Here is a 15,468-nt window from a genome sequence, read left to right on the forward strand (position 1 = left end):
CTCGGCTACTTTTTCGGATTGGCGAACATTTTCACGTCATCTCCGGTGATTTTGGCTCCGCACAGAATCACCAGGCGTTCTACGATATTTCTTAATTCCCGGATATTTCCGGTCCAATCTGTTTGTTGTAATTCAATCAAAGCCTCATCCGTAAATTCTTTCTTTGGAATTCCATGTTCGTTGCAAACCAGGGCAATGAAATGTTCCGCAAGCATCGGAATATCTTCGCGGCGCTCATTCAAAGAAGGAACGTGAATTAAAATAACGGCCAAACGATGGTACAAATCTTCCCGGAAACGTCCTTCAGCGATTTCCTTGCGCAAATCCTTATTGGTTGCCGCAACCACCCGGGCGTCAATCTTAATGTCTCTTTCGCTTCCGACCCGTTGGATTACATTTTCCTGCAAAGCCCTTAATACTTTTGCCTGGGCAGAAGCACTCATATCTCCGATTTCATCCAGGAACAATGTACCTCCTGATGCCAATTCAAATTTTCCTTTTTTATCTTTTACTGCAGAGGTAAATGCCCCTTTTTCATGACCAAATAATTCACTTTCTATCAACTCACTTGGAATGGCTGCACAGTTTACTTCCACAAAAGGCATTTTCCTGCGATTGGAAAGATCATGCAACGAGCGGGCTACCAATTCCTTTCCGGAACCGTTTGCTCCCGTAATCAATACACGTGCATCTGAAGGAGCAACTTTCTCGATCATTTCTTTGATCTTGTTAATTCCCTCCGTTTCACCAATAATTGACGATCCTTTGAATTTGCGGACAGTCGTTTTCAGCTGTTTGGTTTCTTCGACCAGCACAACCCGGTCCTTTGCATTTCGGATGGTAACCAGGATCCGGTTTAAATCAAGTGGCTTTTCAATGAAATCAAATGCCCCTTTTTTAATTGCATCGACCGCTGTTTCTATGTTCCCATGACCGGAAATCATAATCACAGGTGAATCTATCTTTTGAGCAATTAATGCATCCAGGACTTCCATTCCATCCATTTGCGGCATTTTGATATCACAGAAGATAATATCGTAAAGCGTGTTTTTTGCTTTTTCAAGTCCTTCTGCCCCATTTTCTGCTTCATCTACCTGGAAGTCTTCAAACTCCAGAATTTCACGCAGGGCCCTGCGAATAGCACGTTCATCGTCAATGATCAGTATTTTTGCCATGTGTTTTTATTGGTGAACGAAAATAACCATTTAATTGAAAAGTGAGAATGGAAAATCGAGATCAAACAGATAAAGAGAAGTCCTCCTTTTCAATTCTCAATTTTAAATTTTAAAAGAATCTGCGCAGCACCCCTTCTTTCAAGGAACACGGTGATATCACAATCTCTCTGATCCCAAACTTTTCAATAATCCATTTTGTTTTCAAAGCCGCAATCGGAGCCATTTTTCTGCGGATCGGGATGATAAACGGATGATTTTCCCGTTGCTCGAATGTGGATTCAATGATCCAATTTAATGTTGTTACGATCTCTTTCCTGGAAAGTCGGATATTATCCAAGCTTGTAGGAAATTCTTTCTCATGAACCATTTCATAAAATGTTTCGAAGCTTCCGGAAGAACCAACGAGCACTTCGCATGAATCGAATGCATTCAGTTCCTGTGCATTTTCCTCAAACCAATTGATCAGTTCAACTTGATCCTCCTCTGACAAAGGATCTTTCAGAGAGAATAATTGGATTGCTCTTGAAACACCAATATTTGCGCTGATAAACTCCAATTCTTTTCCTTCTTCGATCCGAATAAACTCCGTACTTCCTCCCCCGATATCCATGATCAGAGAGGTTTGATCGAATTGGTAAGACCAGCTTACTCCCTGGTAGATCAATTTCGCTTCTTCCAGTCCGTCTACGATCTCAATGTCAATATCAAAGCGTTTTTTGATCTCCCGGATAAACTCATTCCTGTTACCTGCATCACGGACCGCCGAAGTGCCGATTCCTGCGATGGCATCAACTTGTAAATCCTCACAAATCCCTGTAAACTTTTCGAATGCGCGGAATGCGCGCTCCATGGCTTCGTCGGAAATGAATCCTTCGTTGATTCCTCCCATTCCCAGAGCAACTCCTTCCTTTGAGTTATGGACAATATCAAATCCTGCAGGGTTCAAATCCGCAACCAAAAGATTAAATGTATTTGTTCCCAGATCAATGACCGCTACACGCATTTTACTTGATTTTCAACCAAAGAATAATATTTTTAAACCGTAGCGTATGCCCGAATTGAAGCAAGCCGTTTTTGAACAATCGTGCTGCAATTGCAATTACACCAATCGAACTTGCCAGGAGTAAAAATAAGGAAACAAACAATTGGTATGCATTTCCTTCCGCAAATCCAAGAGATAATTTGACCATTGCCACAACCGGCGCGGTAAATGGAAAGTACATTAAAAATGTAGCCCACGGACTATCGGGATTTTCCAGGACGAAATATCCGGCATACAACGCAAAACACAAAAGAAGTATCAAAGGAATCAGGAATTGCTGTCCATCCGATTCTGAGCCCGAAACAGCTCCCAAAGCGGCAAAGAAAGCACCGTAAAACAAATAGCCGCAAGCAAAGAATAAGGAGAAATAAAAGATCATCACCCCGAACTGGACGCGCTCAAAAACCAATTCTACAAACTGATTGTAATCACTTACCTGTCCAGCTGCCTGGTTGGAAGCATCGTATATATCGACAAAAATGGTTTCACGCATGAAGTACAATCCCAATCCGATAATCAAACACCATAAGAATGCCTGCAAAAAGGCACTGATCCCGATACCTAAAATTTTTCCAAGCATTAAAGATCGTGGTTTTACTGTTGCCAGCAGGATTTCCACTACCCGGTTGGTCTTTTCCCTGGAAACCGAGCGCAAAATAGTCATCCCGAAAAGGAATATAAATACAAAAATGACTGCTCCGAAGAACAATCCCACCCATCCGGCCAGGTCACTTTTCACATCCTCCGGATCGTATACATTTCGAAATGCAAAATTCAGCGGTTGTTTGATCTTTCGAAAATCAGCAACAGACAATTCCGTGAATTGTTTGGCAAGAACCTCTTCCAATCTTCTTTCAACCTGGTAGCGAATATTCACTGACATGGTAAACGAGGGCTTTTCACGGTAAAACAAAAAGCTGGTTTTGTTGGAGAGAATTTTTTCATTGATTTCAACCATTGCGTCAAAATCTGCAAACCGTTTTTCTTTCGCAAACTGTTCCAACTCAATGTAATTCGTAGCAAATGAATACGTGATGTTCGGATCCTCATTCGCCATGATTTTTTGTTCCATTACATTTGCCGGATCAACGATCAACACCTGCCATTTTTGCTGATCTTTTCCTCCGAATTGAAAAATCAGGTAAGTGAGTGTAAGGACTACCAGAGGGCCTAAAATAGCCATCAGGATAAAAGAACGGCTTCCCAATCGTTCTCTGAGTTCGCGCATGGCAATTATCCAACTATTTCTCATTGCTTTCTGTTTTTACAGTTGAAATAAACACATCATTCATACTCGGCAAAACTTCCCAAGCCGCCTCAATTTTCACCTGCCCGATCAGGGTTTTCAGCAAATCTTCAAACGAATTATCTCCTCTCATTTTAACGCGTGCAATAAAGCGGTCATCGCCCAGGATTTCTTTATCGATTAGTTCAAACCCAATCCAAAGTGCATTGACGAAAGCAATCATATTCCCCCGGAATTTAACCGCATATTCTCCTGTTTTTTGCTGATCCTGAATTTCGCTTACCCGGCCTTCCAACACTTTTCTCGATTGGTGGATCAACACCACCCGATCGCAAATTTCCTCTACGCTGCGCATGTTATGAGTAGAGATCAGGATGGTTTTTCCTTTCAATTTCATTTCCTGCATTTCGGCCTTGATCAACTCCACATTTACCGGGTCAAATCCTGAAAAAGGTTCATCCAGAATAAGCAAATCCGGTTCGTGCAGGATGGCATAAATGAATTGTATTTTTTGCGCCATTCCCTTGGATAATTCTTGGATGCGTTTCTTTCTCCAATCCGCACAATTGAATTTCTTCAGCCAATAATCCAATGAAGTATTTATCTCGCTTTTACTCATTCCGCGCAAAGCGCCCAGGAAATGGGCATGAGCTTCCACAGTCATTTGTTTGTACAACCCTCTTTCTTCCGGCAAATAACCGATATGGGCCAAGTGCTTTTGTTGGAGCAAATCGCCATTGAAACGGATTGTTCCGGAGTCGGGCTCAATTATCTTATTGATGATCCGAATTAGTGTTGTTTTACCTGCTCCATTGGGACCAAGTAAACCGAAGATCTCACCTTTCCGAAGACTGAATGAAACCTGGTCTATCGCTGCTTTCCGCTGATAACGCTTTGTAAGCTCTTGAATTTCTAACATTTAATCAAAAAAATGATTTATTTCCCTTGTAAAAGTACCTTATTCCAGTTTTTCCATCGGTAGACCAACCAAAAAACAAGAATCATTAACGGATAAAACAAGAACATGGTTACATACATGTCCCAGCCCAATACCGGTTCGGAGACGTCAATAAACAATGCCTCCGTTTGAATGACCTGCCAATCGTTCGTTACAATGATAATTCCGAAGAGGTTGTTTGCCAGGTGAAAACCCCAGGAAAGTTCCAACCCGTTATCCATTACGGCAATGAAGGAAGTAAAAATTCCGGATGCAACATAATAGCCCATTGCGAAAGGTCCGAGTTTATCGATTTCGGGATTCATTAAATGCAGTGCTCCGAAAAGTATCCCGTTAACCGCAATCAGATAGATTCCTTTTTGAGTTATTTTCCCAACTAGCTGAAGCAGGAACCCACGAAACAACACTTCCTCGAATCCTGTTTGGAGCGGAACAAGAATTAAAGCTAACAGTACCAAATAAAAAAAGTGTTCACTTTGAAAGTTCCAACGGAACTGATGATTGAAATCCATGAACGTGATGAAAAAAGAAACCATTATCAACATGGCCCATAATCCGAATGCAAAGAAAAAACGGGTAAAATCAAAACGGGGACGTGCGGTTAAAAAGGTCCGGAAAGGACGTTTAAAAATGAGTTTTGAGCAAAATGCGATTGTTAAGATCCCAAAAACAAAGGGAATCATATTTAAAGCGAAAAATTCGTTTTTGGTAAACAGATTCCCGGGACCTGAAAAGGAAGTCAGGGTCCGACCAGCGGGTGACTTGGCTGAAATCAAGATTCCCATCAAAGATCCTCCAATAAAATAAACTCCGATAACAATTGCTACAAGCCCTAGCAAATAATGCCTGATACCAATTGTGGGTTCAAGCGGACTAGTAAATCTTCTCATACGATAAAGCTAGTGAAAAGAATATTTATTCGAGTGATTCAGGAAGATTGTCGCTAAATTCTTTTTGCCGCTTAAGATTTCACTATTGAAAATAAGGGGCTTGCATGAAACAGCAGTGGCGCGATTAATCGCGCCACTGTCTCAATTATTTTATTTCCGTTTACTGGAACATATCTTTCATCCGTTGAAAGAATCCTTTTTCATTTTGTCCCGGATTCGGCTTAAAGTTTTCACTGGTCTGTAATTTTTCCAGGATTTCTCTTTCCTCTTTGCTTACTTTTTTAGGTGTCCATACATTGATATGAACAAACAAATCTCCGTGTCCGTAACCCTGAAGCACCGGTAAGCCTTTTCCTTTCAAACGAAGCATTTTTCCGCTTTGCGTTCCTGGTTCAACCTTTATCTTTGCTTTTCCATTCACCGTCGGAACTTCAATTGTTTCTCCCAAAACAGCATCCACAAAATTGATGAATGCTTCATAGTGTAAATGTTCACCATCTCTGCGCAATTCTTCGTGTGCCTGCTCTTCGATTACCACAATCAAATCTCCAGGGATCCCATTAAAAGGGCCTGCATTTCCTTTACCGGAAACACTCAATTGCATTCCTTCTTCAACACCTGCAGGAATTTCGATTTCGATTACTTCTTCTTTTCGCTTTAATCCCTGATTGTCTGCATCTGCCGGTTTTTGATCGATCATTTTTCCGGCTCCCTGACAGGTATTACAGGTCGATTGTGTTTGCATGGCTCCCAAAAATGTCTGGGCAACACGTGTAATCCGTCCGGTTCCGTTACAGGTAGCACAAGTTTTGTATGTTACACCATCAGCATTTACCAGTTTGTTTACCTTGATTTTCTTCGTAACACCTTCGGCTATTTCCTCCAGGGTCAATTTCATTTTAACACGCAGGTTGGTTCCGCGCACTACACGCTGACCTCCTCCTCTTGCGCCACCAAAACTGCCACCCCCGAAAGCTCCACCGAAAATATCTCCAAATTGAGAGAAGATATCATCCATATTCATTCCACCGCCGAATCCACCGTTTCCGCCAAGGCCTGCATGACCATACTGATCGTAACGTGCTTTTTTATTTGGGTCGGAAAGTACCTCATACGCTTCCGCAGCTTCCTTGAATTTATTCTCAGCTTCCGAATCTCCGGGATTTTTATCCGGGTGGTATTTTAATGCCATTTTGCGGTAGGCTTTCTTAATTTCAGCTTCAGATGCGCCTTTTGAAATACCAAGGACTTCGTAATAATCTCTTTTATCCATAGTTAATCACTTCTCGTGAATCCATTTTTTACTGTCCGACAACCACTTTTGCAAAACGGATTACTTTATCATTCAAGTAATATCCTTTTTCTACATCCTCGATGATCTTTCCTTTCAGATCCTCAGATGGTGCCGGAACATTTGCAATTGCTTCATGCAAATCCGAATCGAAGGGCTGGTGTTTTGCCTCCATTTGTTTCAGGCCCTTTGCTTCCAGCAAATGTCTCAATTTGTGGTGGATCAGTTTAAAACCGTCCTTTACAGCCGCAATGTCTTCTGAATTTTCATTGTTTGCAATAGCGCGTTCAAAATCGTCCATAACAGACAACATGTCTTTCAACACTCCTGCACTTGCAGTCGAGATTAATTCGATTTTCTCTTTATTGGTACGTTTGCGGTAATTGTCAAATTCCGAATACAAACGCAAATATTTGTCATTTAACGCCGCAATTTGTTCTTCAGACGAAGGCGCCCCTGCATTTACTGACGAATTGTCAGCGTTTTCAACCTGCTCGTTCGCCGTTTCATCCTGATTTTCCTGATTCTTTGCATCAGTATCCTGGTTAAACTCTTCGTTTTGAACTGCTTCTTCTGCCATTATTGTCAATTTTTTGATTCAGATCAGGCAACTACCTTGCCATAGCGCAGAAAACAGACAAGGTGACAGGAAAACTGACATGTTAATTACGAATGCTGTCCCGATGGTTCTCGGGATACGAATTAACCAAATAACTCTAGGGACGCGAAGCACCGGTAATAATGTAGAAAACTCACCAAGCTACATAAACATTAAAAAAAGGATGTGACCTACTGTATGCTATGGGGTGAAATGAACCACATAGACCCATAGAACACATAGTGAATATTCAGTTTGAAGCTTGGATTGTTTTCTAAATCAGAAACTACATAGGTCAAAAAAGGTTCTTGAAAATAACACTTGCTGAAATGTAATGGACCGATTTCTCCCCGGCGGGAACATGTAAGAGATCATTCATATATCCAAGATTATAGCTGATCTTATTGTTTTTGGTGTGGTAAGAAATAACAGCAGACAAACGTGTTTCTCCATACTGGAAATGCTTCCACTCCTGGCTGGCTTCCTCGAAATCTGTTGAAAACAAAAATTCAAAACCCGCAATTACACTCAATCTTTTTGCTGGAACCAGGTCAAATTCGCTTTGAAATTTTAAACGCGACCTGAAAGCCGAAGAAACTTTCCAATCCCTGAATTCGGGATCATAAAACTTGCGGTATTCCTGTCTGAATGCAATGGAAGGTATTCCTTTTTTCTTCCAGCTTTTCATAATACGTGAATAAAGGCGGAATTCTTGTTTGAATCGGTCTTCAGCAGCCAAATACGGGTAGTTTTTTTCAAATTCATTTTGATGACGGTAACTTACAGCCAAAGAAACACTCCAAGCTGGTTTGAATTTGAATTTCACTTCTTCATTTAGCACGAAAATTCCCAGGCGATCAAAAACATTGATATCATCAACAGTACTTTGACCTGCAAAGCCAAAATAGGTCATCGAAGAAAACCTCCCGGCCGAATCCAGTTTTTGGTCCAGGCCAATGGCAAACCACAAATTCATTTTTGAATTACTTCCCAAACCGGGAGGAGTTAACTGACCGATGGAATAGGAATTATTCAAAAGAAAAATGAAAAGAAACATTTTTAATTTCATTGCTTTTATTCGTTTGGGGCAAGAATTTGAATTATTGATCATTCTCTTGATTCGAAAGAGTCTACACAAAATCAATCTTATCAATCAACTTATTGTTTTGGAAATAATATGCTTCAAAAGATTTCTTTCGGTTAACTGCATATACTGCCTCAATCATAATCTTATCTGCTTTTGGCGATCGGTTTTTTACATTCTTTTGCTGTTGAACAGATAATTCAGCGAAAGGGATAGTTTGCTCAAATTCAAACCCCTCATCGTATGTAAATTCAAGTTCGTAATTTGCCTGTTGCAGTTTTAGTTTTTGATTATAGACCATTAAGTCGGAGTCAGTTATCATCGTCTTTTCAGAGAATAAATTCTGTCCGGATTGTACCAGCATCATGACTCCGGAAAAAACCATTGCCGAATATCCGATTTTCCGGAAGGAGAGTTCGCTCAATTTTGGTAAAATCCATTTCATTAACAAGGTCGAAAAAACGGCTGAAGCGGTAACTACCAAACCAATCAAGATGACTTCATTACCTATCAACCCGAACAAACAATACAGGATAATTTTGAATAAATGCAATACAATTTCATTTGCAGCCCGTGTTGCAACAATCTCTTCTTTTGTCAAACCGTAACGCAGGTAAAATCGATTGAATAAAAGTCCTACCGCACCGGTTAACCCGGACAAAAATCCGGCAGACAATCCTATCAACACCAATTTAATAACAGATGGTCTTCGGTCAGAATCAAGCATTTTCTGCTTCCTAAAAAGAAAAGTCAGGTTACTTACCAAAAAAGCTCCCATTACAATTTCCAGGTATATCGGGTTTATGTATTTCAAGAGTAATGCTCCCAACCAAACAGCCGGTAAAGCTGCAGGAACAAAATATTGAACTACATCCCAGCAAATATTCTTTCGAAATACAATGAGTCTTGAGGCAGAGCTGGAGAAAGTGCCGATAGATAATGCTGCTGGAACCTGACTCACGGAAAGAAATTGACCTAAAACAGGAATGAGCATAAGCCCTGCGCCTCCTCCACAAATAGCACTGATCGAAAATGCCAAAAGACAAACTATAAACAAAATAATCAAAGAGGTTGTCATACTGATTTTTTTGATAGAATCCTTTAATTATTCCCCTATTTTGGTCAATACGATTGGATCCTGTTTTTCTCCTGTATCGGTATAAACCACTGTTTGGTCACCAAGATTTCCATCCAATTCAATTTCATAATACACTTTCTTACCGATTTCAATACGTTTCGCATCATCCAGTTTGAAATCTCTGTAGTCTGATTTGATCTTTGTTAGCACAGCTACCGGAATTTTTGCATGGGTAATTTCCTGTTCTACTTTCAGAATAGTTCCTTCCCCATTCACCCAAACTTCGTAATCATCTTTTCCGAGATCGAATTCCGCTTCATAAATTCCATTTTTCACTTCCCACTCCAGATCTTTGGCATCCGGGTATTTGGTCATTACAGCATTGATTACGACTGAAGGAATTTCCTGCTGGTCGATCGTGCTTGCACATGAGCCGAACGCAATTGGTAAAAAAGCCAATACGATTAATTTTAATCCTTTCATAACTTGTATTTTTTAATTGTTGATACAAAGCTATGGGGCAAATCAGGAAAGAATTGGGAATTGAAAATGGATAATTGAAAAATTGAAAAGATTTTGGCAATAGTACATTTATTGATCAATTGGAGAAGACTCTCTCCTTTTCAATTTTACATTGTACATTTTCAATTGAAGTTGATCATAAACTGGTGAATTCCCAGTGCATAGTTATACGAAATTCGATAACCCGAAAGGTCCACTATCGATTTCACAATTGCCAAACCTAAACCGGTCGAAGACTGATCATTGGATTCCTTATGAAAACGCTGAAAAACTTTAGCCGGATCCAATGGTTTATCGGTACCTGAATTCGAAATTTGCAACGAAGAATCAGTCAGCAAAATTCCGATCTTACCTTTTTTGAAATTATGCCGGATTGCATTCTTAATCAGATTGGTAATTAGTATCCTGGCAAGTTCCGGATTTATCTGTGCCTTTAATTCTCCTTCGAAAGCAAGATCCAGCTCCAATTCTTTGAATTCAATCTGATCCTGAAATTCATTCAATATGTTTTGAATCAATTCATTAAAACAAACCAGTTCTTCATCCCTGAATTGTTTGTTCTCAATTTTTGAAAGCAATAAAAGTGATTTATTCAGACGTGTCAATCGTTCCAGGGTTTCAATCGTTTGAAAGATCTCTTTAACGATTTCTTCCGATAGTTCCTTGTTTTCAGCCAATAATTGCAACTTATTCAATGCAATGGCCAAAGGTGTTTGAAGTTCGTGAGAAGCATTCTCGATTAATTGTTTCTGGTTATGGAATGAACGAATGTTACTTTCCAGTACTTCTGTCACCACTTTATTCAGTAATTGAAATTCAGCAGTTTTTGATTGAATGGGTTGGACTTTCTCGTTTTTTTCCAGTTTAAACTGGCTCAAACGATTCAAATAAGTGAAAAAAGGCTTCCACATACTGCGCAAAACAAGCGCATTAATCACCAAAATGGTCACCATCAAAATGAGGTAAAGCCATAGCAAAGAATAAAACAAATCTTCAATCAAATCATCTTCCTCCACCATGGAAGAAATAACCTTCAGTTCATAAAACTGATTTTCCTTTGCTTCAAAAACAGTGGTCAATAAACGTACGGGTTCCAGATCATGTTCATTTTCCATGTACATCAGCGTATCCTTATACTGATCGTAGTGTTTCAATGCATGATCAGCAGGCATTTTACGGATCGCATAATTTCCCTCATCAAAACTGGTTTTATATAAAACAGTCGAATCCTGGTTCGCTTCGTGAATGATCAGGAGTTTGGAATTGTCCAAACCATCATCAATACTGTCATGCACCTCATCAATCATGTTCACATAAAAAATGAAAGCCCAAGCAGACAGTGCAATGAGCAATGCAAGTGACATAAAGACAATCGTACGCTGAATTAATTTCACGATTCCATCAATTTATAACCGACTCCGTAAATGGATTGAATTTCAATTCCGGAATCCAGGTCGTTCATTTTTTTTCTCAAATTCTTGATCTGCGAATAGATAAACTCAAAATTATCCGACTCGTCAATATGATCTCCCCAAACATGTTCCGCCAAAGCAGTTTTCGATACCAATCTTCCTTTATTTGAAATCAAATACATTAAAATCGCAAATTCTTTTCGATTGAGTGTTACAGCTTCATTGTGGATCGTAATTGACTGATTTGTGGCATCGACCTGAATATTTCCAATTTCCAGCAGAGCATTCCCATCGAATTTTTTCCTCCGGACAATGGAACGGATGCGGGCAATTAATTCTGAAAAATGAAAAGGTTTTGTCAAGTAATCATCAGCACCCAAATTCAATCCTTTCAACTTATCGTCCAGTGAATTCCTTGCAGAAAGAATCAAGACTCCGTCTGATTTATTCTGGTTCTTTAGTTCCTGGAGGATTTCCAAACCGCTCCCATCGGGCAGATTAATGTCGAGCAAAATGCAATCATATTCATAAATCAAAGCTTTATCCAGGGCATCATTTAAGTTCATTGCAGTTTCCACAACAGCGTTTTCCTGCTTCAAGGCACGTTCGATTGATTCGAGCATTGCCGGTTCGTCTTCTACAACTAATACCTTCATTGTTCAAAGTTCCTTTAAAAATCTGAAAAAAATCTGGAATATGATGGAGTCATGAGCCAAGACTTCCAGAGTCAAGACTCATTGAAAATTTAAAACGGACAATTAATAAGACTTTATATAGTCCTGGACTTTTCAATTTTCCATTATCAATTCTTTGGTCTTGACTCTAAATTTACGCTAAACACTCACACATTAAAAATATCATCTAAATTTGTACTTCATTTCAAAATCACATGCTTCGTCCCTTTCGTGATGCCCTTAAACTTCTTCTGTTCTGGATCGTTTGTTTTGACATTCATCGGATCCTGTTTACAATCCACCATTTCGGAAAGTTAAAAGAGGCTGGTTTAGGTGAATGGTTCCTGGCATTTGTCTATTCATTCCGATTGGACCTTGCCACGGCAGCCGGACTTTCCGCGATTCCTTTCCTATTCAGATTATTCCAATATTATACGGACTGGAAATGGTGGGGACGTTTATTTCGCATAACCTTAATTGCTTCCATTCTTTTCCTGGTATTGGTTCAGGCGGGTGAAATTGTAGCATACGGTGAATGGAACCATAAACTCACATCCCGGGTATTCATGCACTTGTCGCATCCCGATGAAGTGGCAAGAACAGCCAATTATTCCATGATCTTTTGGTATGTCTTGTATGCCTTGATCCAACTGGTGATTTACATTTTCCTTTCCAGGAAATTCTTCAAAAAAAGGCCGATTGAAAAAGCAAATATCAGGCATTGGTTCGAATGGCTGGCATTACCGCTTACCTACGTAATTACACTGTTCCTTTTCTTTATGTCCCTTCGCGGAGGTTTTCAACCTGTTCCTCTAAACATTAATGCGGCAAGTTATTCCAACAAGGCAGTCGTCAATGATATTTCCATTAATTCGCTTTATTTCTTCGGGAAGAGCTACCTGCTTTACAATCGTTCGGAAATTGATGCATTCATTCCGAAAGTAGATAAAAAGGTAGCCCGGCAGGAAGTTGAAAAATGGTACAGTTATCCGAAAAAACATACGAATTACTTTTTGAAAAACAACCGTCCGAACGTGGTATTCATTGTCCTGGAAGGATGGTCGGCAGAAGCGATCGGCAGCCTGGGACCAAATAAAGGTGCTACACCAAATTTCGATAAACTCACAAAAAAAGGAGTACTCTTTACGAATATTTACGCCACCGGAACCACTTCCGAAATTGGGAACTCGAGTATTTTCAGCGGGCATTACACCTTACCGGAAGTTTCCATTTCCATGCAGCCGGAAAAACACCGGAAATTACATTGTTTGAATGAAGACATGGAAGCCTGGGGATATCACAGTTCCTATATTTTTAGCGGTGATCTGAAATACGGAAACATCGGCGGCTACTTCATGGACCATGGATTTGATGTTGTAAAGGATGAATCGGATTTTCCATCGGATTTACCACGTGGGAAACTCAATTTCTACGATCGAGACTTGTATAAATTCTTAATCCGGGAGATCAACAAGAACAAAAAACCCTTCCTGCAATGCGCATTTACGGGAAGTACGCATGCTCCGTATGACCAACCAGCGGCCTCTGGAAAAGGGAAACATTTTAACGGAGAAGAAGCAGATTTCATGAACTCACTGGTTTATGCCGATGAGTGCCTGGGTGAATTCATCCGAAACTGTAAGAAATATCCCTGGTATAAAAATACCTTGTTTGTTTTTGTTGCAGATCACGGACACGCTTCTCCCGGAATGGTAGATCCGGGAAGGGGGAAATTCTATCATGTTCCTCTATTGTTTTATGGTGAACCGATCAAGAAGTCCTATCGGGGAAAACGTATGAATGTGGTGGGTTCTCAAGCAGATATTGCTGCAACGCTGATTTACCAGATGAAAGGAAAACCGGCCCGTTATCCATACAGTAAAGACCTGATGAACCCGAAAGTTCCGCAATTTGCGTTCCATGCAATTATCCGCGGATACGGCTGGGGAACCGATAAAGGAAATTTCACCTATTACATGGAGCAAAAAATTGTCGGTGACAATACATTTACTGATCCGAAGGACTTCAAACGTGCGGAGAAAAACTGCTCTTATTTCCTGAATACGCTTTACGAAGATTATAAAAAATTGTAAGTTCCTGAATTTTCTAGGATTGTACGCGAAAAGTACCGTATCTTTGCGCCGGCGATGGAACCCAAGTATCATCACATCCTATTTTGAAGTAAGGCATGTCATCCAAATTGATTAATATTCGAAATTTAAACCCGGAAGAACTGAAGGCAGCAATCATTGCGTTCGGGGAACCTGCATTCCGTGCAAAACAGGTTTACGATTGGATCTGGAAGAAAAATGTGCATGATTTCTCTGCCATGGCAAACATTGGGAAAAGCCTGCAGGAAAAATTACAGGAGAACTTTTATTTCGATGGAATTACCGTGGAAGACCAACAGGTTTCTACTGATAAAACAATCAAATGTGCTTTTGGTATTGAAGGACAGTCGCAGGTCATTGAAGGCGTTTTGATTCCGACCACGAATCGCATGACAGCATGTATTTCGTCGCAGGTCGGATGCAGTTTATCCTGCGCGTTTTGTGCTACCGGCCGACTGAAAATGATGCGTAACCTAAGTGCAGGCGAAATCGTGGACCAGGTGGTTTATTTGAAGAATTTAGCAACCGATAAATACAACACCAATCTTTCCAATATCGTTTACATGGGAATGGGAGAACCGTTGCTGAATTACAAAAACGTGGTTCGCAGCACAGAGATCCTTACCGATGAGAATGGATTGGGAATGTCGCCAAAGCGCATTACAGTTTCTACGGCCGGGATCGCCAAAATGATCAAAAAATTGGGAGACGACCAGGTAAAATTCAACCTGGCACTTTCACTGCATGCCGCGAATGATGTGAAGCGTTCCAAAATCATGGACATCAATGACACCAACAACCTGGAAGCGCTCTCCGAGGCATTGCTTTATTTCCATGAAAAAACCGGTTCTCGTGTTACCTTCGAATACATCATTTTCAAAGACTTCAACGATGGCCTGGAAGACGCCCGGGAATTAGCTGATTTCGCCAAAGTAGTCCCCTGCAAGATCAATATCATTGAGTACAATCCGATTGACGATGGAGAATACCGCCAGGCAGACCGGCAAAAAGTAGATGACTTCGCCCGTTTCCTGGAAGAAAAATGCAACCTCATCGTAAACGTTCGCCGCAGCCGCGGAAAAGACATCGATGCCGCATGTGGTCAATTGGCCAATAAGAATAAGATGATTGATAAGCGGGTTTTGAAAGCTCATTAAGAGTAAAGACTTACGGAGTCAAGATTAAACTGAAATTTAAATAGACTCCATTAAACTTTTCAAAAAAGGTTTTCAACTTCCTAGACAGAATTCGACACAGTTTTTTATTATCAATTATTGGCAAATCAAGTTTTTTGTAAAAAAAACTTAAAATTCTCTCAATCGATCCGTTATACTTCTAATTTCGTTCCAGTCACCCACATAGTAATCAATGTCAGGAATTGCATCCT

15 protein-coding genes are annotated in these 15,468 nt (G+C 40.3%); 3 read left to right on the plus strand and 12 right to left on the minus strand.

Annotated elements, in window-relative coordinates; genetic code table 11:
• Positions 1-5: 5 nt before the first annotated feature.
• The 5 genes from FO442_RS13010 to FO442_RS18720 all read right to left on the minus strand — a co-directional run bounded on the left by FO442_RS13010 (position 6) and on the right by FO442_RS18720 (position 4,879).
• Entirely contained in the window at positions 6-1,175 is a 1,170-nt protein-coding gene (locus tag FO442_RS13010) for a sigma-54-dependent transcriptional regulator (protein WP_144333635.1), read from the minus strand.
• A gap of 109 nt (positions 1,176-1,284) precedes the next feature.
• Positions 1,285-2,178: a Ppx/GppA phosphatase family protein gene (locus FO442_RS13015; protein WP_144333636.1), complete on the minus strand. Its 894-nt coding sequence runs from the start codon at positions 2,176-2,178 to the stop codon at positions 1,285-1,287.
• Position 2,179: 1 nt separating this feature from the next.
• Complete coding sequence (locus tag FO442_RS13020; RefSeq protein WP_144333637.1) at positions 2,180-3,469, minus strand: ABC transporter permease; 1,290 nt, start codon at positions 3,467-3,469, stop codon at positions 2,180-2,182.
• The gene (locus FO442_RS13025; protein WP_144333638.1) at positions 3,459-4,382 is read right to left on the minus strand and encodes an ABC transporter ATP-binding protein; all 924 of its coding nucleotides are present in this window, start codon (positions 4,380-4,382) and stop codon (positions 3,459-3,461) included. The genes FO442_RS13020 and FO442_RS13025 overlap by 11 nt, the downstream gene beginning before the upstream one ends.
• Positions 4,383-4,399: 17 nt before the next feature.
• Positions 4,400-4,879 carry a CPBP family intramembrane glutamic endopeptidase gene (locus FO442_RS18720; RefSeq protein ID WP_186280111.1) on the minus strand — a complete coding sequence of 160 codons (480 nt, stop codon included), beginning with the start codon at positions 4,877-4,879 and terminating at the stop codon, positions 4,400-4,402.
• Positions 4,880-4,937: 58 nt separating this feature from the next.
• On the opposite strand from FO442_RS18720, the gene FO442_RS18725 reads away from it, so the two are divergent.
• A complete protein-coding gene (locus FO442_RS18725) occupies positions 4,938-5,228 on the plus strand; it encodes a hypothetical protein (RefSeq protein ID WP_186280113.1) in 291 nt (96 codons plus the stop codon).
• Positions 5,229-5,471: 243 nt separating this feature from the next.
• Here the strand turns inward: FO442_RS18725 and dnaJ are convergent, their stop codons facing one another.
• The 7 genes from dnaJ to FO442_RS13065 form a co-directional block, all read right to left on the minus strand.
• Positions 5,472-6,584, minus strand: coding sequence for a molecular chaperone DnaJ (dnaJ, locus tag FO442_RS13035; RefSeq protein WP_144333640.1), 1,113 nt, complete (start codon positions 6,582-6,584; stop codon positions 5,472-5,474).
• 28 nt (positions 6,585-6,612) lie between these two features.
• Complete coding sequence (locus FO442_RS13040; protein WP_144333641.1) at positions 6,613-7,182, minus strand: nucleotide exchange factor GrpE; 570 nt, start codon at positions 7,180-7,182, stop codon at positions 6,613-6,615.
• A gap of 313 nt (positions 7,183-7,495) precedes the next feature.
• Positions 7,496-8,269: a DUF2490 domain-containing protein gene (locus FO442_RS13045; protein ID WP_186280115.1), complete on the minus strand. Its 774-nt coding sequence runs from the start codon at positions 8,267-8,269 to the stop codon at positions 7,496-7,498.
• 61 nt (positions 8,270-8,330) lie between these two features.
• A complete protein-coding gene (locus FO442_RS13050) occupies positions 8,331-9,362 on the minus strand; it encodes a sulfite exporter TauE/SafE family protein (protein WP_144333643.1) in 1,032 nt (343 codons plus the stop codon).
• 27 nt (positions 9,363-9,389) lie between these two features.
• Entirely contained in the window at positions 9,390-9,845 is a 456-nt protein-coding gene (locus tag FO442_RS13055; RefSeq protein ID WP_144333644.1) for a PepSY-like domain-containing protein, read from the minus strand.
• A 161-nt stretch (positions 9,846-10,006) separates the two neighbouring features.
• Positions 10,007-11,278 (minus strand): sensor histidine kinase, encoded by a 1,272-nt coding sequence (locus FO442_RS13060; RefSeq protein ID WP_222101997.1) that lies wholly within the window; start codon positions 11,276-11,278, stop codon positions 10,007-10,009.
• Positions 11,275-11,952 (minus strand): response regulator transcription factor, encoded by a 678-nt coding sequence (locus FO442_RS13065; RefSeq protein ID WP_144333645.1) that lies wholly within the window; start codon positions 11,950-11,952, stop codon positions 11,275-11,277. The genes FO442_RS13060 and FO442_RS13065 overlap by 4 nt, the downstream gene beginning before the upstream one ends.
• Before the next feature lie 233 nt (positions 11,953-12,185).
• Between FO442_RS13065 and FO442_RS13070 the strand changes: the two genes are divergently transcribed.
• Both FO442_RS13070 and rlmN read left to right on the plus strand, forming a co-directional pair.
• The gene (locus FO442_RS13070; protein WP_144333646.1) at positions 12,186-14,063 is read left to right on the plus strand and encodes an LTA synthase family protein; all 1,878 of its coding nucleotides are present in this window, start codon (positions 12,186-12,188) and stop codon (positions 14,061-14,063) included.
• A gap of 95 nt (positions 14,064-14,158) precedes the next feature.
• Positions 14,159-15,238, plus strand: coding sequence for a dual-specificity RNA methyltransferase RlmN (gene rlmN, locus FO442_RS13075; protein WP_144333647.1), 1,080 nt, complete (start codon positions 14,159-14,161; stop codon positions 15,236-15,238).
• The last annotated feature ends 230 nt before the right edge of the window (positions 15,239-15,468 follow it).

The organism is Fluviicola chungangensis (assembly GCF_007558725.1).
In the GTDB taxonomy this organism is placed as follows: Bacteria; Bacteroidota; Bacteroidia; order Flavobacteriales_D; family Crocinitomicaceae; genus Fluviicola; species Fluviicola chungangensis.

Coding starts and splice junctions, on each gene's coding strand:
- FO442_RS13025 (WP_144333638.1), bottom strand. CDS start 4,382: ATGTTAGAAATTCAAGAGCTTACAAAGCGTTATCAGCGGAAAGCAGCG.
- FO442_RS13010 (WP_144333635.1), bottom strand. CDS start 1,175: ATGGCAAAAATACTGATCATTGACGATGAACGTGCTATTCGCAGGGCC.
- FO442_RS13020 (WP_144333637.1), bottom strand. CDS start 3,469: ATGAGAAATAGTTGGATAATTGCCATGCGCGAACTCAGAGAACGATTG.
- FO442_RS13045 (WP_186280115.1), bottom strand. CDS start 8,269: ATGAAATTAAAAATGTTTCTTTTCATTTTTCTTTTGAATAATTCCTAT.
- FO442_RS13055 (WP_144333644.1), bottom strand. CDS start 9,845: ATGAAAGGATTAAAATTAATCGTATTGGCTTTTTTACCAATTGCGTTC.
- FO442_RS13015 (WP_144333636.1), bottom strand. CDS start 2,178: ATGCGTGTAGCGGTCATTGATCTGGGAACAAATACATTTAATCTTTTG.
- FO442_RS13040 (WP_144333641.1), bottom strand. CDS start 7,182: ATGGCAGAAGAAGCAGTTCAAAACGAAGAGTTTAACCAGGATACTGAT.
- FO442_RS13065 (WP_144333645.1), bottom strand. CDS start 11,952: ATGAAGGTATTAGTTGTAGAAGACGAACCGGCAATGCTCGAATCAATC.
- FO442_RS13050 (WP_144333643.1), bottom strand. CDS start 9,362: ATGACAACCTCTTTGATTATTTTGTTTATAGTTTGTCTTTTGGCATTT.
- rlmN (WP_144333647.1), top strand. CDS start 14,159: ATGTCATCCAAATTGATTAATATTCGAAATTTAAACCCGGAAGAACTG.
- dnaJ (WP_144333640.1), bottom strand. CDS start 6,584: ATGGATAAAAGAGATTATTACGAAGTCCTTGGTATTTCAAAAGGCGCA.
- FO442_RS13070 (WP_144333646.1), top strand. CDS start 12,186: ATGCTTCGTCCCTTTCGTGATGCCCTTAAACTTCTTCTGTTCTGGATC.